General features: G+C 44.4%; 18 protein-coding genes and 1 riboswitch. Of the genes, 1 reads left to right on the forward strand and 17 read right to left on the reverse strand.

Annotation, left to right across the window (positions count from 1 at the left end):
• Positions 1-136: 136 nt before the first annotated feature.
• From recJ to AC0VYT_RS13645, 10 genes are all read right to left on the reverse strand, one after another.
• On the reverse strand, positions 137-1,849 hold the full coding sequence (gene recJ / locus AC0VYT_RS13600) for a single-stranded-DNA-specific exonuclease RecJ (RefSeq protein ID WP_005017856.1): 1,713 nt from the start codon (positions 1,847-1,849) through the stop codon (positions 137-139).
• The gene (gene pdxH, locus AC0VYT_RS13605) at positions 1,850-2,503 is read right to left on the reverse strand and encodes a pyridoxamine 5'-phosphate oxidase (protein WP_005017855.1); all 654 of its coding nucleotides are present in this window, start codon (positions 2,501-2,503) and stop codon (positions 1,850-1,852) included.
• Positions 2,504-2,506: 3 nt separating this feature from the next.
• Positions 2,507-3,853, reverse strand: a complete 1,347-nt coding sequence (glmM, locus tag AC0VYT_RS13610) for a phosphoglucosamine mutase (RefSeq protein ID WP_005017854.1) — start codon at positions 3,851-3,853, stop codon at positions 2,507-2,509.
• Positions 3,854-3,993: 140 nt separating this feature from the next.
• Positions 3,994-5,460, reverse strand: a complete 1,467-nt coding sequence (gene guaB / locus AC0VYT_RS13615; protein ID WP_005017853.1) for an IMP dehydrogenase — start codon at positions 5,458-5,460, stop codon at positions 3,994-3,996.
• Positions 5,461-5,633: 173 nt separating this feature from the next.
• A complete protein-coding gene (locus AC0VYT_RS13620) occupies positions 5,634-5,996 on the reverse strand; it encodes a YkgJ family cysteine cluster protein (RefSeq protein ID WP_005017852.1) in 363 nt (120 codons plus the stop codon).
• Positions 5,997-6,088: 92 nt separating this feature from the next.
• Positions 6,089-6,886: an oxygen-binding di-iron domain-containing protein gene (locus AC0VYT_RS13625; RefSeq protein WP_005017851.1), complete on the reverse strand. Its 798-nt coding sequence runs from the start codon at positions 6,884-6,886 to the stop codon at positions 6,089-6,091.
• Positions 6,887-7,065: 179 nt separating this feature from the next.
• The gene (locus tag AC0VYT_RS13630) at positions 7,066-7,641 is read right to left on the reverse strand and encodes a TMEM165/GDT1 family protein (RefSeq protein WP_005404657.1); all 576 of its coding nucleotides are present in this window, start codon (positions 7,639-7,641) and stop codon (positions 7,066-7,068) included.
• 90 nt (positions 7,642-7,731) lie between these two features.
• A riboswitch (yybP-ykoY riboswitch) is annotated at positions 7,732-7,889 on the reverse strand.
• Positions 7,890-8,017: 128 nt separating this feature from the next.
• Positions 8,018-10,057, reverse strand: coding sequence for a 2-oxo acid dehydrogenase subunit E2 (locus AC0VYT_RS13635; RefSeq protein WP_005017847.1), 2,040 nt, complete (start codon positions 10,055-10,057; stop codon positions 8,018-8,020).
• Positions 10,058-10,062: 5 nt separating this feature from the next.
• Positions 10,063-12,780 (reverse strand): pyruvate dehydrogenase (acetyl-transferring), homodimeric type, encoded by a 2,718-nt coding sequence (aceE, locus tag AC0VYT_RS13640; protein WP_476496667.1) that lies wholly within the window; start codon positions 12,778-12,780, stop codon positions 10,063-10,065.
• Between the two features lie 213 nt (positions 12,781-12,993).
• Positions 12,994-13,680: a M23 family metallopeptidase gene (locus AC0VYT_RS13645; RefSeq protein ID WP_005017838.1), complete on the reverse strand. Its 687-nt coding sequence runs from the start codon at positions 13,678-13,680 to the stop codon at positions 12,994-12,996.
• A gap of 106 nt (positions 13,681-13,786) precedes the next feature.
• On the opposite strand from AC0VYT_RS13645, the gene AC0VYT_RS13650 reads away from it, so the two are divergent.
• A complete protein-coding gene (locus tag AC0VYT_RS13650) occupies positions 13,787-14,227 on the forward strand; it encodes a DciA family protein (protein WP_005017837.1) in 441 nt (146 codons plus the stop codon).
• Positions 14,228-14,325: 98 nt separating this feature from the next.
• On the opposite strand, the gene lpxC is transcribed toward AC0VYT_RS13650, so the two are convergent.
• The 7 genes from lpxC to murG form a co-directional block, all read right to left on the reverse strand.
• Positions 14,326-15,228, reverse strand: a complete 903-nt coding sequence (gene lpxC / locus AC0VYT_RS13655) for a UDP-3-O-acyl-N-acetylglucosamine deacetylase (protein ID WP_005017836.1) — start codon at positions 15,226-15,228, stop codon at positions 14,326-14,328.
• Positions 15,229-15,358: 130 nt separating this feature from the next.
• Complete coding sequence (ftsZ, locus tag AC0VYT_RS13660) at positions 15,359-16,543, reverse strand: cell division protein FtsZ (RefSeq protein ID WP_005404658.1); 1,185 nt, start codon at positions 16,541-16,543, stop codon at positions 15,359-15,361.
• A gap of 165 nt (positions 16,544-16,708) precedes the next feature.
• Entirely contained in the window at positions 16,709-17,971 is a 1,263-nt protein-coding gene (ftsA, locus tag AC0VYT_RS13665) for a cell division protein FtsA (protein ID WP_005017834.1), read from the reverse strand.
• Positions 17,972-18,038: 67 nt separating this feature from the next.
• Positions 18,039-18,896, reverse strand: coding sequence for a cell division protein FtsQ/DivIB (locus AC0VYT_RS13670; RefSeq protein WP_005017833.1), 858 nt, complete (start codon positions 18,894-18,896; stop codon positions 18,039-18,041).
• A 3-nt stretch (positions 18,897-18,899) separates the two neighbouring features.
• On the reverse strand, positions 18,900-19,835 hold the full coding sequence (locus AC0VYT_RS13675) for a D-alanine--D-alanine ligase (RefSeq protein ID WP_005017821.1): 936 nt from the start codon (positions 19,833-19,835) through the stop codon (positions 18,900-18,902).
• A 52-nt stretch (positions 19,836-19,887) separates the two neighbouring features.
• Positions 19,888-21,336, reverse strand: a complete 1,449-nt coding sequence (murC, locus tag AC0VYT_RS13680; RefSeq protein ID WP_005017818.1) for a UDP-N-acetylmuramate--L-alanine ligase — start codon at positions 21,334-21,336, stop codon at positions 19,888-19,890.
• Positions 21,337-21,349: 13 nt separating this feature from the next.
• The gene (murG, locus tag AC0VYT_RS13685; protein ID WP_005017811.1) at positions 21,350-22,447 is read right to left on the reverse strand and encodes an undecaprenyldiphospho-muramoylpentapeptide beta-N-acetylglucosaminyltransferase; all 1,098 of its coding nucleotides are present in this window, start codon (positions 22,445-22,447) and stop codon (positions 21,350-21,352) included.
• Positions 22,448-22,735 lie beyond the last annotated feature (288 nt).

The raw sequence follows: 22,735 nt of genomic DNA on the forward strand, positions 1-22,735 counted from the left end.
GTAATATTTAGACTAATAAAAAACCCATCTCCGGATGGGTTTTTTATTATATTTTACAAGTCATAAAGCAATATATCTATTACGGTCAGTACCCATCCATTCGATCTACTATACTTAAACTGGTTCAAGCGGCCTATTATAAAATTTTCTGCTTAAGATGGATGATACGCAATTGCAGGCCTGTGTTACCATTGAACTCGTTACGTTCCAGTTCATAGACCAGATCGACTTGATCGTTTTCCGGATCATACTCAAATCTGTCTTTTGCGTTAAAGGCAATTGCATCTACTACTTGACCGTTATTTAATGCCAGACGTAATTTGAGATGAGTCTCTTTAAGCCATCTGAAGTCTACAACCTTAAAAATTCCTTCAAATACAGGTGACGGAAATTTTTGTCCCCATGGTCCTAACTTTTCAATCAGATCCACTGTGTCAAGAACCAATGCTTCTACAGGCAGCTCCCCATCTGTCCAAAGTGTAGCAGAGAGCAGCGTTTCATCCATGCCTGCAATTAGCTGGATAAAAACCTGTTTAAATTCTAAAAAATGCTCTTTACGGATCGTGAGTCCGGCAGCGGCAGCGTGACCGCCAAAATAACGTACCAGATGGGGATACTGTTCAGCAATCTGCTCAATACAATCACGAATATGAATTCCCTCAACCGAACGGGCCGATCCCTTAATATGAATACCGTCTTCATCTGCTGCGAATACAATGCTTGGCCGGTGAAACTGCTCTTTTAAGCGTCCAGCGACAATTCCAATCACGCCCTGATGCCAGTGTTCTTCAAACATAATCAGCGCGGGAGGTATATTTTCTTTTGATAACTGTAATTGCTCTAGATAGCGCAAGGCTTCCTGCTTCATCTGTGCTTCAATCTGACGGCGTTCAATATTTAGCTGATTAAGTTGCCGGGCCAGAGGATAAGCATTTTCCAGATCAGGGGCTAACAGACACTCAATTCCGATTTCCATAGTTTCCATACGGCCTGCTGCATTAATACGCGGCCCAAGTACGAAACCTAAATCTTGTGCTTTAAGAGCTGCCGGTTCGCGTCCGGCAATATCAAGTAATGCCAGAATTCCTGGACGGCACTGCTGTTGCTGTATGCGTTTCAAACCGGCATCGACCAGAATACGGTTATTGTAATCAAGGCTCGCAACATCGGCGTAGGTACCTAAGGCAACCAGGTCCAGATATTGGGTTATATTGCTGACAGATTGGTCTGCCCTTTTGCGAAAACTGCACAGATTGGCAAGTACATAAAAGGCAACCCCTACTCCAGCCAAGGCTTTACTCGGAAAATTACAGCCCAGTTGGTTCGGATTAACTACTGCCTCAGCGGCTGGTGTTTCTTTAGTGGTCAGATGGTGATCTGTAATAATAACCTGCATACCATGGTCTTGCGCCTGTTTTACCCCTTCATGACTAGAAATACCATTATCTACAGTAATCAAAAGGTCGGGAGTAAAACGGGTAAAAGCCAGATCTGCAATTGCAGGCGTAAGTCCATAACCATATTTAAACCGGTCAGGAACCAGATAGGCTACATCTGCGCCCATATCTCTTAAAGCAAGAATCATCAGAGCAGTGCTGGTTGCACCATCTGCATCATAATCTCCGACAATAACAATTTTTTTCTGCTGGTCAATGGCCTGATTTATAATCTCAACTGCCTGTTCCAGTCCTTTAAGGCAAGGAGAAAGCAGATATTTTAATCTGAGTTCAAGTTCTTGTTCAGAAGCGACTCCACGTCTGGCCAGAATATGGGCAAGAAAGGGTGACACGTGTTGAAAACTTTCTACACGTGTCAGTAAAGGGCGTTGCTTAACTTGAATATTCGGCATCTATGGCATTAATCGTTGTAATTTCCAATGACCATCGATTCTTTCATAACTGAGGCGGTCGTGTAAACGGTTAGGCCGTCCCTGCCAGAATTCATAATATTCAGGGTGTAGACGATAGCCTCCCCAGAATACAGGTTTTTCAAGAGGCTGGTTCTCTACTTGCTGTTGTAGAGTCTGAAAGCGCTGCTGTAATTCTTCACGGCTAGAAATTACGCCACTCTGTGGCTGACTGATATGGGCAGCAACCTGACTGTCATGTGGCCGCTTATGATAATACTCCGTTGACTCCTGTTCTGAAATTTTCTCAACCCGCCCATGGACACGGATCTGCCGTTCCAATACAGGCCAGTAAAATAGCAGCTCGGCATAAGGATTAACTGCCAGATCCAAGCCTTTTTGACTGTCATAATTGGTATAGAAGTCATAACCTGTTTCAGTGGCGCCGCGCAGCAACACGGTACGCACATGTGGTCGCCCCTGAGCATTTGCGGTAGCTAAGGACATGGCATAAGGTTCATGCAATCCTGCTTGAAGAGCATAATTAAACCAGCTCAAGAACTGCTCATGTGGCTGGGTATCTACTTCTGCTTCATGCAGCTCACCTTTCTGATAAGTCAGGCGTAACTCACTTAAATCTTTAATCACATCACTCATGCTTTAGCCCTCCACAAGTACATCTGCCTGATTTTTTACGGCATTGGCCAGATGTTGAGCCAGTGCTTTTACTTCCTGCTCATTTTCACCCTCTACCATGACACGGATGACTGGTTCAGTACCTGATTTTCTTATTAAAAGCCGTCCTCTCCCTTCAAGCTGTGCTTCAGCTTTTTCAAATTCAGCAACCAATGCAGGAATCGAATAAGGATCAATCATTTTTTCTAAACGAATATTAATAAGCTCTTGTGGAAAAAGCTCAAAGTCTGCAACCAGTTCATCCAGAGCCTTACCCTGCTCAACCATGACAGTTAATACCTGAAGTGCAGCAATAATAGCGTCTCCTGTTGTACTCTTGTCCAAGGTGAGAATATGTCCAGAAGGTTCACCGCCAGTCATCCAGCCATTCTCTTCCAGTGCCTGCAATACATAGCGGTCACCGACTTTGGCCCGAACAAAATCGACACCGGCTTTTTTTAATGCCAGTTCCAGTGACAGGTTACTCATCAGGGTACCGGCAATACCCGCAGGTTTCTGGCTGGTTTGTGTCGCAAGAATATACAGAATATGGTTACCATCAATCAGGTTACCAGCTTTATCTACCATAACGACCCGATCAGCATCGCCATCAAATGCAATACCAAGGTCGGCATGTGACTGTATTACTGCTTTTTGCAGGTTTTCCGGATGAGTTGAACCACATTGCTCGTTAATGTTTAGGCCGTCTGGTTCATTATATAGAGCAATAACTTTTGCCCCTAATTCGCGAAAAACAGCAGGACCTACGTTATAGGCTGCTCCATTGGCACAATCTACTACAATTTTCAGGCCACGGAGATCATGATGGTAAGGAAAGGTGGATTTACAGAATTCAATATAACGGCCAGCTGCATCTTTTACCCGGACACTCTTACCCAGATTAGCTGTATCCTCAATACGAATTTCTTTTTCCAGTTCCGCATTAATTGCTTCTTGAAGCTCGTCTGGCAATTTTTTACCCTGACTGGAAAAGAATTTAATACCATTATCAAAATAAGGATTATGCGAAGCAGAAATGACAATCCCGGCATGGGCATGTAAAGCACGCGTCAAATGGGCAATTGCGGGAGTCGGTAAAGGCCCAAGTAAATGTACATAAACGCCAGCAGCGTTAAGACCAGCCTGTAAGGCTGACTCTAAAATATACCCGGACAAACGGGTATCTTTACCTAGTACGACTAATGTTTTATCAGAAGGATTGATTCTTTTGAGTACCTTACCTGCAGCGAAACCAAGTTTTAAGGCAAATTCAGGGGTGATTGGGAGTTCACCAAATTTACCACGGATACCATCGGTTCCAAAATAGCTCATATTTTACTCACTTCTTATAGTTTATGGTTATTTAACCAAGCTGTTGCAAATTGGATTTACTTTACACCAAAACAAAAAAGCCGTCATAAAACTGACGGCTTTTTCTATAAGGATCAGGTCAAAAATAGCCCAATCATGATTTAACCCACACGGTAGTTAGGTGCTTCTTTAGTAATCGTGACATCATGTACATGAGACTCAGACATACCCGCTGCCGTAATTTTTACAAATTTAGCATTTTGGCGAAGATCATCAATTGTCGCAGATCCGGTATAACCCATGGATGAACGTAAACCACCCATCATCTGGTGCACAATATTACCCATCGGGCCTTTATATGGTACACGGCCTTCAATACCTTCTGGAACCAATTTCTCGGCACCCGCTTTAGAGTCCTGGAAGTAGCGGTCTGCAGACCCGGTCGCTCCAGCCATTGCTCCTAATGAACCCATGCCACGATAGGCCTTATAATAACGTCCCTGAAAGAATTCAACCTCACCTGGTGCTTCTTCAGTTCCTGCTAGCAATGAACCGACCATAATCGTACTGGCACCTGCACCAATTGCTTTGGCCATGTCACCCGAGAAACGGATACCGCCATCTGCAATCAGTGGTATCTGTTCTTTAAGTGCACTGGCCACACTGTCAATTGCAGAGATCTGCGGCATACCAATACCGGCAACAATACGGGTGGTACAGATTGAACCTGGTCCAATACCTACCTTAACTGCATCTGCACCGGCATCAAGTAACGCCAACGCAGCATCCCCTGTGGCAATATTTCCACCAATGACTTGAACCTGCGGGTAGTTATTCTTGACCCAGCGGACACGTTCAATTACACCGGCTGAGTGACCATGAGCAGTATCGACCACAATGACATCTACACCTGCCTCAACCAAGGCTTCAACACGGCTTGGTGTTTCGGCACCAGTTCCTACTGCTGCACCAACACGCAATCGGCCAAGGTCATCTTTACAGCTATTTGGATAAAGTTCAGCTTTACGGAAATCCGTTACCGTAATCAGTCCCTTAAGCGCATGCTGCTCGTCCACGACCAGTACTTTTTCAATACGGTGCTGTTGCAGTAAGGCCTGAATATTTTCTTTGGACTCACCTTCCCGCACAGTCACCAAGCGCTCTTGTGGCGTCATAATATTGCTGACAGGCTGTTCAAGATTAGTTTCAAAACGGGTATCACGGCCAGTAACAATGCCGACCACCTGGCCATCTTTAACCACAGGTACACCACTGATATTATTGGCTTGCGTAATCGCAATCAGTTCACGTACAGTGGTTTCAGGGGTAACTGTAATCGGGTCTTTAACCATACCGGCTTCAAATTTTTTGACACGGCGGACTTCTGCAGCCTGAAGTGCAATATCCATATTCTTATGCAGAATACCGATACCACCGTTCTGAGCCATGGCAATTGCCATACGTGACTCGGTTACAGTATCCATAGCTGCTGAAACAAGAGGAATATTAAGTTGAATACCGCGGGTCAAACGTGTCTTTAAGGAGACATCTTTTGGGAGAACAGTAGAGTAGGCAGGGAGTAACAAGACATCATCGAAGGTTAACGCTTCTTGAACGATGGTCAGCATAACAGTCTCACTGGTAATTTCCGTGAGCTATTATAAACAAATTTCTCCTCAAATTTCATTTTTCTCCCAGAGAATTTTTATTTCAGCGATTTCAGACCAGAGAAATTAGTATCTTCGCAGAAGCATTTTTGCCCATAGTTTTATCTACCTACTCGTTTTATTTTTATTTATGCTTAGCTAACCTGATCGTAGCTTTCATCATTGATTACCTGAGGTTCAATATTAATCAGCGGAATCATCCCATGCGCGCTTCGCGCTTTATTACACTGACTGTCACCAGCCTGAACTTCCTGGCAGCTTGAACTTCGCATACTGTAAATACTACAGCTGACCTGTTCTCCTGGCGTTCCTTCTAGTGCCTGACAACGTGGCTGGGTCTGGTTAGTCCCTTTCATGCATGAGTAAACTGGCGTAATTGACTCTACCAGATGTTCAGGAATCTGCTCGCCTTCTGCCCAATAAAATGATACCCGGTAATAGGCACAGCAGGCACCACAGCTTAAACAGGCATTTTCATAAGTTACTTGAGACAACATTTTCTTATATTCTCGTTAGTCTAGATATTGGCTATTTCCAATAGCAGAATCTTAGAAAATGTTGTTTTTCTACTCAAGTATTTTTTAATATTTTAAACCGGGCAGTGAAAAATACGCTCATCCATCAAATCAACGCCACACTGGAGTGTCTCAATCCAGTCCAGAAACTGTTTCACTTTTTCCTTGCCAATAAATGCACTGCCATGCTGTGGCACAATCATTTCAATATCCATTTTACGAACCATATTCACCCATAAACGGATAACCTTATTCGCACACATATAGCGCTGGTGAAAAGCTTTCATTTTAGGAATATGAGCTTCAAAGTCTTCAAGTGGCTGACTGGCATTCTCTACCATAGAAGCACCCATATCACCTGAAAATAAAATTTTAGAAACCGGATCGTAGAACTGGAAATTACCCACTGAATGTAAAAAGTGAGCCGGAATAGCCAGTATCGCAGCATGTCCCAGCGCAATACTCTGCCCCTGATCTGGGAGCTCAACCAGACGGTCCAGCCAGTTACCTTTCATGCGGTCACTCATGAAGGCAGAGTTCAGATGGGGTAAGAAGCGTGCCCAGAGTTTTGATGCAACCACCTTGGCATCGGTATAAACCAGCCAGCGTGGCATGGAAGTAATAATATCCGGATCTTGGTGTGAGGCCATCACATAATCAAGATTGGCCAGCCGGGTGTAGCGATTTAACTCCATGGTCAGGGGAATATATGTTAAGTCACCACCAGGGTCGAGAACCGCCGCCCGCTCATGATCAATAATCAGAAACTGATTGGCCTGTACACCTTCACCTTTAACCAGACTGGTAAAACTGATGCATTTATGTGTGCCGTTATCAAACAACACCTGTGATGTGGTGCGATCTAAACTCATCCCCTACCCCAAATTGACTTAACAAGTTAAATTTTTAATTCCTTATTAAAATAATGGGATTCATTAAAACTTACAATAAAATAAAAAATTTAGTTTGTACTGCTCAGGCAGATTTTTAAGCAGGCTCAAAATATAGAATACAGCCCGAACGTTATCTGCCGAGCTGTCATAAAGTTGGCCTAGAAAAAGTAGTGCTGCACAATAGTAAAGATACCAATTGCCAAGAAGATAAAGGCACTGATCTTGTGAATTAGAGCTATGGGCAGCTTGTGTGCCAGCTTATCGCCAATAAACACTGCAGGTACATTAGCCAGCAGCATACCTAACGTGGTGCCAGCTGTTACCCAGAAAATACTGTCAAAACGAGCTGCCAAGGCGACTGTAGCGATCTGGGTTTTATCACCAATTTCTGCCAGGAAGAATAATACAAATGTGGCACCAAATACCCCGTAGCGCTGCCATTTATTAATATTTTCAGTTTCATCATCCAGCTCGTCAGGAATCAGCATCCAGATTGCCATGCCAATAAAACCTGCTGCCAAAATCCAAATCATTACAGTCGGGTCAACCATACGGGTAATAAATTGCCCTAATACTGCGGAAAGCCCGTGATTAATCAGCGTAGCAGCGAGAATGGCCAAAATAATAGGTAAAGGCTTACGGAAACGCGCAGCCAACAAAAGGGCCAAAAGCTGAGTTTTATCGCCCATTTCAGCCAAAGCAACAATCGCTGTTGATACAGAAAAAGCCGCCATACTAGTTGGCATATTAGAGATTAAGGAGGTGAAAAAATCTGGCATGATTATTCTCTGGCTAGCGTAGTCCCATGACTTATCTCTCCCGCCAGCCATAATCAAGCAGAAAGATAAATCAAAGGTCTTGCCAACAAAAGAATTAAAGCTCGGGTTCTTTGGCTATGATGACCATGTTCTGTTGAACAATTATGTTGATCATCACCTATTTACTGGAACGTAAATAGCGGCTACTCCCCAATGAAGTAGGCCTAGTGTAAAACGAGCCAGCCAAATTTTCAAACCCCTTTTATTTTAAACCCGGGTTTATACATTAATATTTTTTAATCGGGCTGATAAAAAGCCCCGCAATCGCAGGGCTTTTATCAAGATAAAGAGATTACAGCAATAAACTGCGAATATCCTTTAACAGTTTGGTCAGCTTATTGGTAAAACGTGCTGCATCAGCACCATTGATCACCCGATGATCATAAGACAATGATAATGGCAACATTAGGCGCGGATCAAAAGACTCACCATTCCACACTGGTTGCATGGTTGCCGGAGAAATTCCCAGAATTGCCACTTGTGGCCAGTTAACCAGCGGCGTAAATGCCGTACCACCGATTGAACCCAGACTGGTAATGGTAAAGTTGGCACCTTGCAGGTCTTTTGGAGACAGCTTTTTATCACGCGCCTTCTGGCTCAGCTCCCCCAGCTCCTGTGCAATCTGACGGATAGATTTCTGATCAGGATTACGTAGTACCGGTACAGTCAACCCATCTGGCGTAGCTACTGCAATACCCATATGAATTTCATGACGCAGCATTACTGCTTTCTGGTCATCAGCCAGATGACCTGCAAAATAAGGCTCTTCTTTTAACAGGTGAGCAACCGCCTTGGCGATAAAGGCCAAGATAGTCAGACTGATGCCTTCTTTTTTAAAGTTAGCTTTCAATTCACCACGCCATGCCTCAAGTTCGGTAATATCAGCCAGATCAAACTGGGTTACCTGAGGAATATAATTGTTGAGTGAAAGCTGTGGAACAGACACCTGCTGCAAACGTGTCATGGTTTTCAGTTCACCACCACCAAAAGCAGTAAAATCTGGCAAAGCTGGCAAACCTGAAACCACAGGTGCTGGAGTTGAGCTTGCAGGTTTTTGCACTTCAGTCAGACGAGTTTTGACATATGCAAAAACGTCTTCCTTCATTACACGTTCATGCGGTCCCGATGCCTTAACCTGTGCTAATACTACGCCCAGTTCACGAGCCAGCTTCCGTACTGCAGGCCCAGCATAAACCTTAGCATTTTCAAGTTGCTGTTCTTTACTTAACTTATCAGTGCCCTGCTGTGGAGCTGACAAAGTACCAGTATCATTTTGCGGCTTAGCTACAGTCTGTTGTGTTGCAGCATCCTGCTCTTTAACCACTGCAGCCTGTTTAGTTTTAACCGGTTCAGATGATTTCTCTGTCTCTACTACAGCCAGTAATAGTCCCTGTTTAACGACCTGGTTTAACTCTACATGTAACGCCTTAATGATGCCGGCAGCAGAACTTGGAATCTCAACTGAAGCTTTGTCTGACTCAACCACACACAAGCTTTGCTGAGCCTCTACACGGTCACCGACTTTAACTAAAATTTCAGTGACTGTGGCTTTATCTACCCCAAGGTCCGGTACAGTGACTTCAATTTCTGTACTTTCAGCACTACTACTATTTTCAACTGATGTAGCAGCCTGCTGTTGAGATGCAGATTTTTCTGTAGCAGACTGGACGGAAGGCTTCTCTGATACAGGCTCGGCCGAACCTTCAGCGGTCCGTACAGTAATCAGCACCACACCTTCTTTAACGCTATCACCTTCTTTGACGGTAATACTTTGTACTTTGCCTGCTACAGTACTTGGTACTTCTACGGTGGCTTTGTCTGACTCAACTACTGCAATACTCTGGTCAACCTGAATATCATCACCTACCTGAACCAGCAGCTCACCCACCAGTGCTTTCTCTACCCCAATATCAGGCAATTTAACTTCAACTATAGAAGCTGAAGATGAGCCAGATTCAGACGGTTGAGCAGCCTGGGTCGGAGAATTTGGCTGATGGGATGAAATTTCCTGCTGAATTTCCTGGTCAGGTAATTCAGTTGGAGTATTTTCTGAAGTTTTCTGTGCTGCATCGGCTTCTTGAGCTTCAGTAACGCCGCCAGATGTACCTTCTGCTTCAAGTTCAATCAATGCTGTGCCTTCAGTCACGTCATCGCCCTGATTGACCAGGATACTTTTAACTACTCCGGCTGAAGTGGCAGGCACTTCAACCGTTGCTTTATCGGATTCCAACACGACAATGCTGTCATCTACTTCAATACGGTCGCCTACTTTGACCAGAACTTCTGCAACATTCGCTTGGTCTACGCCGATATCAGGTGTCTTGATTTGCATAGGGCTTAGTTCTCCTCACCTGATACTGGTTCTTGATATTCTGCAACTATCTGGACTTCCGGATGAGCTTGAGGTGCCCAGGCTACCGGACGGTCTGTTTCCAGCTCAAAACTGGAAATAGCATCTTTAACCAGACGGTTTTCAACTTCACCTTCATCTGCCAGTTTTTTCAGAGTGGCAACCACGATATGAGCTGCATCTACACCAAAATAACTGCGAAGATTGGCGCGGGTATCAGAACGGCCGTAGCCATCTGTACCTAATGTAACGTAAGGCCGGTTATCTGGCAGATAAGCGCGGATCTGTTCACTATAAGTACGCATGTGATCCGTTGCTGCAACCACGATACCATCTGTACCACGCAGCTGCTGAGAAACCCAAGATTCTCGGGTTTGTTCATTTAACGGATGCAGGCGGTTATATTCTTCACATGCCATTCCATCACGTGCCAGTTCATTGAAGCTGGTGACGCTCCAGACATTGGCATGAACCTGATATTCCTCACGCAGAATTTTAGCAGCCTTGATCACTTCACGCAGAATGACGCCTGAACCCAGTAACTGGACAGTGGCTTTATCATCTTCTTCAAGCAGGTACATCCCGCGTTTGATGCCCTCTTCTACACCCTGTGGCATTGGTGGATGTTCATAGTTTTCATTCATGAGTGTCAGGTAATAGAACACACGTTCCTGATTTACATACATGCGTTGCAAACCATCATGTACCACAACAGCCAGCTCATAACCAAAGCAAGGGTCATATGAAACACAGTTTGGAATGGTACTGGCCAGAATATGTGAATGACCATCCTGATGCTGCAAACCTTCACCATTCAGGGTAGTGCGGCCTGCAGTTGCACCCAGCAAGAAACCTTGAGCCTGCGCATCTCCTGCAGCCCAGGCAATATCACCGATACGCTGGAAACCGAACATGGAGTAATACATGTACATCGGAATCATCGGCAAATTATTAGTTGAATAGCTACTTCCCAGTGCAGCCCAGGCACTCATGGCTCCAGCTTCGTTGATACCTTCCTGAAGCATATGCCCATCTTTAGCTTCACGGTAATTCATGAGCTGTTCATTATCTTCTGGCGTATACTGTTGACCATGCGCCGCATAGATACCTAGCTGCCGGAACATACCTTCCAGGCCAAAAGTACGTGCCTCATCCGGTACGATCGGAACAACATGATCCTTAATGGCTTTTTCTTTAAGCAATGCTGAGATCAGGCGTACCATTACCATGGTGGTAGATTGCTGTTTACCATTACTGCCACGTAGAACGCTATCAAAAACTGACAGTTCTGGAATATCCAGAGCATAGCTTTCTTTGCGTCGTGCCGGTAGATAACCCCCTAGAGCTTCGCGCCGTGCCTTAAGATATTTTAGCTCGGGAGAATTTTCGCTCGGACGATAGAATGGCAATTCTTCAAGCTGTTCATCATTAAATGGTAGATTGAAGCGGTTACGAACATATTTCAGTGACTCAAGCTGCATTTTCTTGATCTGATGCGTCTTGTTTACCGCTTCAATTTCTTCAGACAGTCCATAACCTTTTACCGTTTTAGCTAAAATAACTGTCGGCTGACCTTTGGCTTTGGTGGCCTCAGCATAGGCAGCAAAGACCTTGTACGGGTCATGACCGCCACGATTCAGATTATCAATATCTTCATCGCTTAAATTCTTTACCAGCTCTTCAGCTTCCGGGTACTTACCGAAGAAGTGAGCACGCGTATAGGCTCCACCTTTAACCTGATAGCGCTGATAGTCACCATCTACTGCTTCTTCCATTGCAGCTTTTAATGCACCAGAGGTATCTTTGGCCAGTAACGGATCCCAGTGGCGACCCCACACTACCTTAATTACTCGCCAGCCTGCCCCACGGAACAGTGATTCTAATTCTTGGATAATTTTACCATTACCACGCACCGGGCCATCCAGACGCTGCAGGTTACAGTTCACCACCCAAATCAGGTTATCGAGCTTTTCGCGACCTGCCAATGAAATCGCACCCAGACTCTCTGGCTCGTCCATCTCGCCATCACCCAAGTACGCCCAGATTTTCCGGTCTTCTTCTTTAATCAGGCCACGGTTCATCAGATATTTCTGAATATGGGCCTGATAAATTGACATGATTGGTCCCAAGCCCATAGATACTGTCGGGAATTGCCAGTAATCTGGCATCAGATAAGGATGTGGATAGCTTGGTAAACCATTTCCGCCTACTTCACGGCGAAAATTGCCGAGCTGCTCTTCAGTGAGTCGGCCTTCCAGAAATGAACGTGCGTAAATGCCCGGTGCACAATGACCTTGATAATAGATCATATCACCGCCGAAATTATCACTAGCAGCACGGAAAAAATGGTTAAAACCTACATCATACAGGGTGGCACTAGATGCAAAACTTGCCAAGTGACCACCAAGATCATCACCAGTCTTGTTAGCACGTAACACCATTGCTAAGGCATTCCAGCGAATCAGAGCGCGAATTCTTCGCTCCATATCCTGATCACCCGGCATAGCAGGCTGTTCATCTACTGAGATTGTATTGAGATATGGCGTATTGAGACGCTGAATAGGAACATGTTTAGCTATCGCCCGCTGATACAATTTTTCAAGCAGAAATGCTGCCCGCTCTGTACCCATATGCTGTAGTACTGAATCAAAAGCATCTTGCCATTCTTGTGTTTCCTGTGCGTCGGTATCACCGTAAAACGCCATAACTCACCTTTCTCTTAATCTTCCTGTCTTATCTCCTATATGTATCATGTTTTCGTGTAGAGCAGGTATCGCCGCAGGTGAATGCCATCATGGAGAATTATTCATAAGATAAATACCAAGTGACGTTTTATTACTCAGAATAACAAAAAATCGCCAATATAGGCGATTTTCCATACAATTCATATTAAAAGCGGTGATACTATAATTTTAATTTTATGGCAGCATAGCAAGGTAAGTTGAAGGATTCTTACGCTGGCCATCTTTGACTACTTCATAATGAAGGTGCGGGCCGGTACAGCGGCCGGTACAGCCAACATTTGCAATATGTTCACCTGCTTCAACACGGTCACCTACACGGGCGACCAAACGTGAAGCATGGGCATAGCGAGTTAAGTAACCATTACCATGATTAATTTCTACATACTGGCCATAGCCTGTACCCCAGCCTGATTTGGTCACAATACCTGGGCCAGTTGCATAGATTGGAGTACCACTAGGTGCAGATAGATCCAGACCTGAATGATTTTCAGCCCGGCCACCCATAACACGGCCACCATAGTTAGAACTGACACGTTTCATATCAGGTAGGGGATGGCTGACTAGCCACGAATAAGGATTACTGGAGTTATAAGATGGGGTCGCTTTAGTTCCGTACTTCTTTGCTAAAGATTCATTATTCAATTCAACAGTCTTCTCACGAAGAGTAATGCTGACGTTCGTGTTTGCTGGAATATTAATATCATCCGGCTGAGAATATGAACCTTGAGCCAAAGTGCGGGTAAGTTCTTCAAGACGATCTGGTGATGATGTGGTACCGTTTAATTCAACCAGATCTGCAAATGCAACTGATGCAGCTGATGCGGCGAGTGAAAACGCTAGTAAAATACGACGCGTGTGCATAAAGACCTCATTTAACTGTTCTTACTCAAGGTTCCTTGTGATCTCTTCCTTGATATCAGCTGAAACAAGCGCATAAGATTAAGACATTACTATGTGGAAAATATGTATGTCAGAACCTTTCAACGTCTTTCAACAGACAAGAAAACACCTAAAAACAGGAAACTTAACGTTTCTTAAAGCGCAAGTTGCTGAATGGCAGAAACTTACGAAACTAATTCAACCGCTATTACCCCAACCGGAACAATGGCAAGTCGTGTGTTATGAATACGGCATTTTGACGGTAACTGGTGAAAATCAAGCCTTGATTAGTCAGCTCGGCTACCTGCAAAAGCAATATATTTCTAAGTTAGCTCAACATGCTGAACTGAAAGATCTGAAACAGATCCGGCCTTATCTCAGGTCTAGACAACCTGATACTCCTGTCAGAACCGCATCTTCTCAATCACTTGCACCAGAAACACAGGAAATGTTACGAAATGCTGCTGGCTTTGTGAGCGACCCCAAGCTTAGCCAAGCCTTGCTACGTTTGGCAAGCAATAAAAAGTAACATGGCAGCAATATACAATTACTTTAGAGAAGATATTTAGAGAATTATTTCACATTTTTACATGTTACGTTATAACATAACCATATAAAGACAATGACTTATGAAAGACTTACATAAGAAATTGGGCAGTCCTCAATGTCATTAAATGTTACAATTTCATAATTACTGGGATCACTCTGCACATTGCGTAGCAGCTGATTATTTAAAGCATGGCCAGACTTATAGCCATCGAATTTGGCAATGATCTGGTGTCCGAGCAGATATAGGTCACCTACTGCATCCAAGATTTTATGGCGTACAAACTCATCTGAAAAACGTAGCCCCTCTTCGTTCACTACGCCGGTATCATCTACACCAATTGCATTTTCAAGACTGGCTCCTAGTGCCAGATTATTTGCTTTCAGATAATCCAGATCTTTCATAAATCCAAAAGTCCGGGCTTCACTAACTTCATATACGAAAGTTTCAGTAGAGAAGTCAATCGTGGCAGATTGGTATTCTTTAGCAAATGCAGGATGATCAAAATCAATTGTAAAATTTAACTGAAAGCCATGATGGGGGGTAAAAATAGCCTGTTTGTCATCAATCAGGGCTTCAACCGGCTTTAAAATTTTAATAAATTTCTTGGGTGCATTTTGTTCAACCAGCTCACCTTGCATGAGTAAATAAATAAATGGACCTGCACTACCATCCATAATCGGCACTTCAGAGGCTGAAACCTCCACAATCAGGTTATCAATTCCCAAGCCGGCAATTGCACTCATGACGTGCTCAATGGTTCCAACCTTGGCATTTTCCTGTACCAGGTTAGAACACATAAATGCTTCCTGGATGAGTAAGGCATCAGCAGGAATATCAACAGGAGGGTTTAGGTCAATACGACGAAATATGATGCCGCCATCAACTGTATGCGGAACAAAGTTAATCATGACTTTCTGACCGCTATGCAGTCCAATGCCACTCGCTTTGACCATACGTCTGAGGGTACGCTGTTTCAACATTCGCTTTTTGTCTTCCACCTAAAAAACCGCTATACGTTAGCATATTTAGCCATTGATAAAAAACAAAAAGGTAGTGTTTGACCACTACCTTTTGTAAAGACATCAGCTTTTGTTCAAACTAGCTGCATTTTTACTTGCGTTGCTGGTTTTTCAGGTAATCCTGAATACTCATTGGTGAGGAACGTGGCGTAGAACTTGGTGTAGAGGCTGCTGGAGCTTCTACAGCCTGACGCTTGCTAATAGCAGGCACATCATCTTCTTCAACAGAAACATGGGTGGTAGCCTGAGTACGTGCTTGAGCTGACTGGGCCTGGCGCTTTGGCTCAACGGCATCAGCAGCATTACGGGTCAAACCGGTAGCAATGACTGTAACACGAATTTCATCACGCGCATCTGGATCAAATACCGTACCAAAGAATACCTCACCATCATCCAGATCCACGATCTGGTTAACGACATCTGTAATAATCTCAGTTTCACGTAAAGTTACGTCAGCACCACCTGTAATATTAATTAGAACACCTTTGGCATTCATGATATTAACATTATCAAGTAACGGACTACGAATAGCCAGACGGGCTGCGTTCTCGGCACGATCCTGTCCACTGCTACGCCCTTCACCCATCATGGCATAGCCACGGGTACTCATTGCAGTTTTCAAGTCAGCAAAGTCAAGGTTAATGTGCCCTGGACGTACAACCAGATCAAAGATTGAACGTACTGCATTAAGCAGTACATCGTCTGCTTTTTTGTATGCATCCTGCATGGAAATATCACCAAACACACTGAGCAGGCGCTGGTTTGGAATGATAATCAGGGAATCGACATGAGCTTCAAGCGCATCAATACCCTTTTCTGCAGAACGCTGACGACGACGGCCTTCAAAGTTAAAAGGCGTGGTCACTACACCGACGGTTAAAATCCCCATCTCTTTAGCAATTTCAGCAACCACAGGTGCGGCACCTGTACCTGTTCCCCCGCCCATTCCAGCAGTCACAAAAACCATATCAGCACCTTCAAGATGCTGACGGATTACTTCGCGACTTTCTTCAGCGGCAATCTGTCCTACTTCCGGATTAGCACCTGCGCCAAGACCACGTGTACTTTGTTCGCCAAGCTGGATTTTAAATGGAGCGTTCATCCGGTCGAGAGCTTGTTTGTCGGTATTAGCACAGACAAACTTTACACCTTTGATATCGGACTGCACCATATGCTGTACAGCATTACCGCCACCACCGCCTACACCAAATACAGTGAAACGGGCCTGACCGTTGCTATCGCTTGGTTCATCTTCTATTAGTTCAAATGAGGACAACATGACCTTTAGATTTCCTAATTAAATTGTGGCAGTCACTTTAGCCCGTATACTGCCTTGATCTGTAAAAAATATTTTTTAGAATGCTGTGCAATGCTCACCTTGTCAAGTACACGGCTTTTCACTTACAACTTCCTAACAATATTCCCAAAAAACCCATACATCCTAGAAGATCGATTTTAGTTTGCTATTCAGGTTAGTCCATCCATTGGCAACCCGACTCCAGAATGGGCGTTTCTCTGTTTCTTCCGGCTCATCAACGGTTGCCTGCATTTCACTTTGGCTAAAAAGTAGCAAGCCTGAAGCAGTGGCATACATGGAGCGACGCAAAGAAGCCTGATGCTGTTCTTCTGCATACACCTGTAAAGGCGGATTACCTAAATGGGCGGATACACCTAGCATACGGCGCGCCAGATTTACCATGCCTTCGATCTGGCATGCGTCCCCTGTAAGCACGACACCGTGATACAAGCCATGAATTGCACCACTTCGTTCTAGTTCTTCTCGAATTTTAGAAAAAATTTCTTCATAGCGTGCAATAATAATTTCTGCAAGTTCAATGCGACTAATCGTTTGCGGACCATCAATCCCTTGTACCTGAATCATATGATCAGGCTTTACTGCATGCAAATCAACACAACCATGTAATATTTTAATACGCTCGGCTTCTTCAGTCGTTGTTTGCAGCACAGCAGCAATATCCCGGGTAACATGCTCCCCTCCTCGCTGCAAGGTATGAACCAGTGCTAAATGACCGTCAAGATAGACCGCCAGATTGGTGGTACCTGCGCCTATATCGACCAGACAGACACCATATTCTTTTTCATCTTTCAACAGGCTGCCTTCCGATGTTGCCAAAGAAGATACCACCATCTTCTCGACCCCAATATTTGCACCTTTCATGGCCCGGTCAAGATTTTGCATAGTGCTGATTGGCATCATCATTAGCTGATAATGTCCGGTCATACTCTGTGCTGACATGTTAATCGGATTTTGTACCCATTCTGGCGTGTCATCCAGTTCAAAACCTAATGGTACAGCACTGGCCAGATAGTAGTCTGCTGTTACATGGCTTGCCTTGGCTAGTTCCAGCGCACGCACCACTTCATTGGTGCTGATAATACGTTCCGGATTGGTAACAGGGGTACGGCCAGCAGCATAGAAACTTTTTAATTCTGTACTCGGTATAGACACCCAGGCCGAGTGGATACGGCATTCCGCCATATTTTCTGCTTCTGCGACAGCATTTTTTATTGCGGCAATGACTTTATCGAGACTGACAATTTTTCCTTTATTCATACCCCGGTTGCGAGCACTCGCCATACCAATGACCTGAATATTATCCGGAGCATGGACCTTACCAATTAAAACTGAAACTTTGTGCGTCCCAATATCAATCGCAACAACCGAGGGAACAGCTTCACTCATTACTCACTACCATTTTATGTTCGTTGTTTATATTTGGCCCAATGCCTCAATCTTATAAAGCCACGTATTATGGCTTTGCCCTTATTCCGCCTGCAATGCTTGTGTCATCAATCGTTACAACAAACTGACTATTTATAATTTTAGGTGGTGCTGCACTTTTCCACTGAATAGCCAGGCCATTACGATAACGCAGGTCTATTGCCGAGATTTTGTTCCACACTGGTTTTAAGTCAGTTTGTGCCAGATGACTCAAACGTTGCAGTTTACTCATAGTCTGATCTTGGTCCACGATGATACGAAGTCCAGAATCAAATTGCATAAACCAAGTCATGCGTTCTGTTAAATAAAGTTCTTTTAAACGCAAATTGACTGGTCGAAATAATTGATTGATCTCATTGTAACGGCGCATCATCACTTTGGACTGACTGGCCGGACCATGGAGTAAGGGCAATTGCTGATGACTGCTATACACCGCCTCAGTAAAAATATCACCACTGTCACTAAGCAGTCGTCCTGTTCCCCAACGGGCAATTGCATGACGTGGCATAACACGTACCCGGATGGCATTTGGCCATGCGCGTGATACGACGACTCTATCTACCCAAGATATTTCCAAGGCTTCGTCCCGGATCTGTTCCAGATCAGAGGTAAAATAGTTAGCCTGAATTACCGGGTCCAGATGTTTGACCAGCTGCTGCTGTTCGGCGTCAGAGCGTGCTCCAACTACCTGAAGTTCAGCCACAGTAGCATCTGTCATAACCCTGTATAAACCATAAACTCCTATAACCAGCATCAAGCAGGCAATTACCAGCATCAGCCACCCACCCAGATTAGTAAGCTTTTCCTTCCGGGTTGGTGGTTTTTCATGAATAGAAGTAATTGCTGCCCGTGGTTTACGGCGCATAGAAGTCGGAAGCTGAGCCATGGCTTACTGATCTACTCCATGATCTTGCAGTGTTTGCTCCAAAATCGTGACACAAAGCTGGTCAAAATCATAACCCACAGCCTTGGCTGCTTTAGGAACCAGTGAATGGCTGGTCATGCCCGGTACAGTATTGACTTCAAGCAGCCAGAAATTACCCTGTTCATCCTGCATGGCATCAATACGGCCCCAGCCTTTACAGCCCACTGCCTGAAATGCACGCAAGGCCAGCTCCTGAAGCATCTTCTCTTCAGCTTCACTTAAGCCGCAAGGAATACCATATTGCACATCATTACGATTATATTTAGCTTCATAATCATAAAACGCGACATCTTTTGGCGGCTCCAGACGGATAACTGGCAGGGCCTGGCCATTTAGCAATACGATCGTGAACTCACGGCCATTAATCCATTTTTCTGCCATGACTACAGCATCATGTTCAGTGGCCTTGGCCAAAGCTTCAGGAAAGTCTTCAGGTTTTTCTACCTTACTCATGCCAATACTTGAACCTTCATGTACCGGTTTAATGATGAATGGCAAACCAAGACTGGCAATTACCTCATCAGCATCGGCATCTTTGCTCACAATACGGTGTGGGGCTGTCGGCAGTTCACTGCCCTGCCAGACCTGCTTGGTTTTGATCTTGTCCATACCAATCGCAGAACCTTGTACCCCTGTGCCGGTATATGGAATATTTAACCACTCCAGTACACCCTGAATCTGTCCATCTTCACCGCCACGACCATGCAATACAATAAAAGCGCGGTCATAATTCACCAGTTCAGTGACACAACGTTCTTGTGGATCAAAGGCCTCGGCTTCCACCCCTGAACGTATCAATGCTTCAAGCACAGCACGACCACTATCTAACGAAACTTCTCGCTCTGCTGATTTCCCGCCAAGCAATACTGCAACTTTGCCGAATTTTAAAGCATTTGACACGTTGATATCCTTAAAGTTTTATCACTAATATTTTTTAAATGACCCAAAAGTCCTATTTCAGATAGAGCTGGTGATGAGCGAGTTCAAGTGAAATAGCCCCCACGTTACCTGCACCTTGGGTTAATAACAAGTCATTCGGTTGTAACACTTTTTGTATAACATTCTGCAGATTACCTTCGACCGGATCGATCAGGATTGGTTCAACCTCGCCACGCAGACGGATGCTGCGTGCTAGCGATCGGCTGTCCGCACCCACTATCGGCTTTTCACCAGCAGGGTAAACTTCAAGTAACAGTAACTGGTCAACCTGTGAAAGTACATCGACAAAGTCATCAAAACAGTCTCGGGTACGACTGAAGCGGTGAGGCTGGAACATCATGACCAGTCGACGGTCAGGGTGGCTCTGCCGTGCAGCCTTGATGGTAGCTTCTACCTCTTTCGGATGATGGCCATAGTCATCGACCAGCTTGACTGTACCCTGTTCCAGCCCAAACTCACCCTGAACCTGGAAACGGCGTCCCACGCCACTGAAACCTTCTAGTGCACGGCCAATTGCGGCATCGGATACACCTTCATCTGTTGCAACACCAATAGCTGCCAGTGCATTTAATACATTATGCAGGCCGGGCTGGTTAATCGTCAGGCGTAATGGCTCACGATCTTTACGTAATACCGTAAAGTGACTGCGCATGCCATCCTGTTCAACATCGACAGCGCGAATGTCATTATCTGGATTGAAGCCATAAGTTAATAATGGACGCGCGATCCGCGGCATGATTTCACGAATATTGGCATCATCACCGCATACAACTGCCAAGCCGTAAAATGGCAGCTTGTGAAGGAACTGGATAAAGGTATCTTTCAGTACATCAAAACTACCGCCATAAGTATCCATATGGTCAGCATCGATATTGGTCACAATGGCTGCCATTGGCTCAAGATGTAAAAAGGATGCATCTGACTCATCGGCTTCAGCTACGATATAACGACTTGCTCCTAATGCAGCATTTACACCAGTACGGTTCAGCAAGCCGCCAATAACATAAGTAGGATCCATACCTTCTTCTGCCAGCATACAGGTCAGGAGACTGGTAGTTGTGGTTTTACCATGAGTCCCTGCTACTGCAATTCCATGACGGTAACGCATCAGCTCGCCCAGCATCTCGGCACGGCGTACCACTGGAATACGCTGTTCGATCGCGGCTTTGACTTCCGGGTTCTCAGGATCAATTGCGGTAGACACTACCAGTACACTAGCACCTTTAATATTATCAGCCGCATGGCCAATAAATACTTCAATACCATTTTCTTCGAGCTGAGCTGTGGTCTTCGAGGCCTTAATATCTGAGCCTGAAACGCAGTAACCCTGATTTTTAAGTACTTCGGCAATACCACACATACCTGCCCCACCAATTCCGACAAAATGAATTTGCTTGATACGGCGCATTTCAGGAATTTTAATTAATTCTTTAACTTGTTCAGCAGGAATAGAAGGAGACATAATAAACTCTATATTACAATTTTTTAATTAAATCAACCACGTGCTGAGTTGCATTCGGTTGTGCCTGTTGCCGCGCTTTGACTGCCATTTCAGTCAGTAACTGGCGGTTAAGTAAGGGCGTTAAAAGTTCTTTTAAATATTCAGGGCTCATGACGGCTTGCTGACAGATTTTGGCAGCACCCAAATCTGCTAGAAACCGGGCATTGGCAGTCTGATGATCATCTACAGCGATAGGTAAAGGTATAAATATGGCAGCCACCCCAGCAGTTGCGACTTCAGTAACAGTAAGTGCGCCAGCACGACAAATAATTAAGTCAGCATCACTATAAGCTTTGGCCATATCGGTAATGAATGGCTGTACTTCAACTTGTAAACTCGCTGGTGCTCCCTGATAGGCAGACTGGGTAAGTTCCAGCTGTTTTTGTCCACACTGATGAAATACCTTTAAAGGCATATCAAACTGTTTTAATACGGCAGGGACTCGCTCATTTAATGCTTGTGCACCTAGTGAGCCTCCCACAATTAAAATATTTAGCGGTGCCTGTGCAGCTGCACGCTGATCATAGCGCCATTTTGGATTTAGAATTTCAGCAATTTCTTTACGAACCGGATTACCGGTTGTGACCACTTTGGACTGTGGCGGAAAAGTTTCTGGAAATGCCTGACAGACTATTTTTGCAATACGAGAAAGCTGTATATTGGTAAAACCGGCTACGGCATTCTGTTCATGAATAATGACAGGTATACCCAATAAACGAGCAGCCAAGCCACCAGGTCCTGCAACATATCCACCAAAACCAGCCACCGCATCAATTTTTAGCTGCTTCATATAACGCATAGCACTAAAAGTTGCCTTTAAAATTTTAAAGGGGGCCATGAGTTTACGAAGTATGCCATTACCACGTATACCCTGAATATCAATCTGGTAAATTGGAATTTTCTGATCTTGAAGCAGGCGGTTCTCCATACCCTGAGGAGTTGCCAACCATGAAACCTGAGCACCTTCTGATTGTAATTGTTTGGCAACAGCAAGCGCAGGAAAAACATGGCCGCCTGTGCCGGCAGCCATAATCATGACATGTTTGGAAATACGTTGTTGTGAGTCAGACACGGCTTAATTCTTCAATACTAAAATAATTCGACTGGGAACCAGTTTTTTGACCGCTAATTGTAATCACAAAGTTTAAGCTTCGAAAAGTTTATTTACTTTTTTTCACCAAGCATGTCATCGTTTTTTTCTTGGAATTTTAAAGTTTAAACTAGTTTTATTATTAACCCTATATAAATTCGTATAATTATCGAGAGTTTAATTTAATTAAAGATAAAAATGTCCCTTCTCGTTCTTTATTATGATTATTCTCTTGAGTAAAGTTTTGTATAAGAGCTTTATTGATTCCAA

The sequence above is a fragment of the Acinetobacter sp. QJM3NY_42 genome, assembly GCF_056173745.1.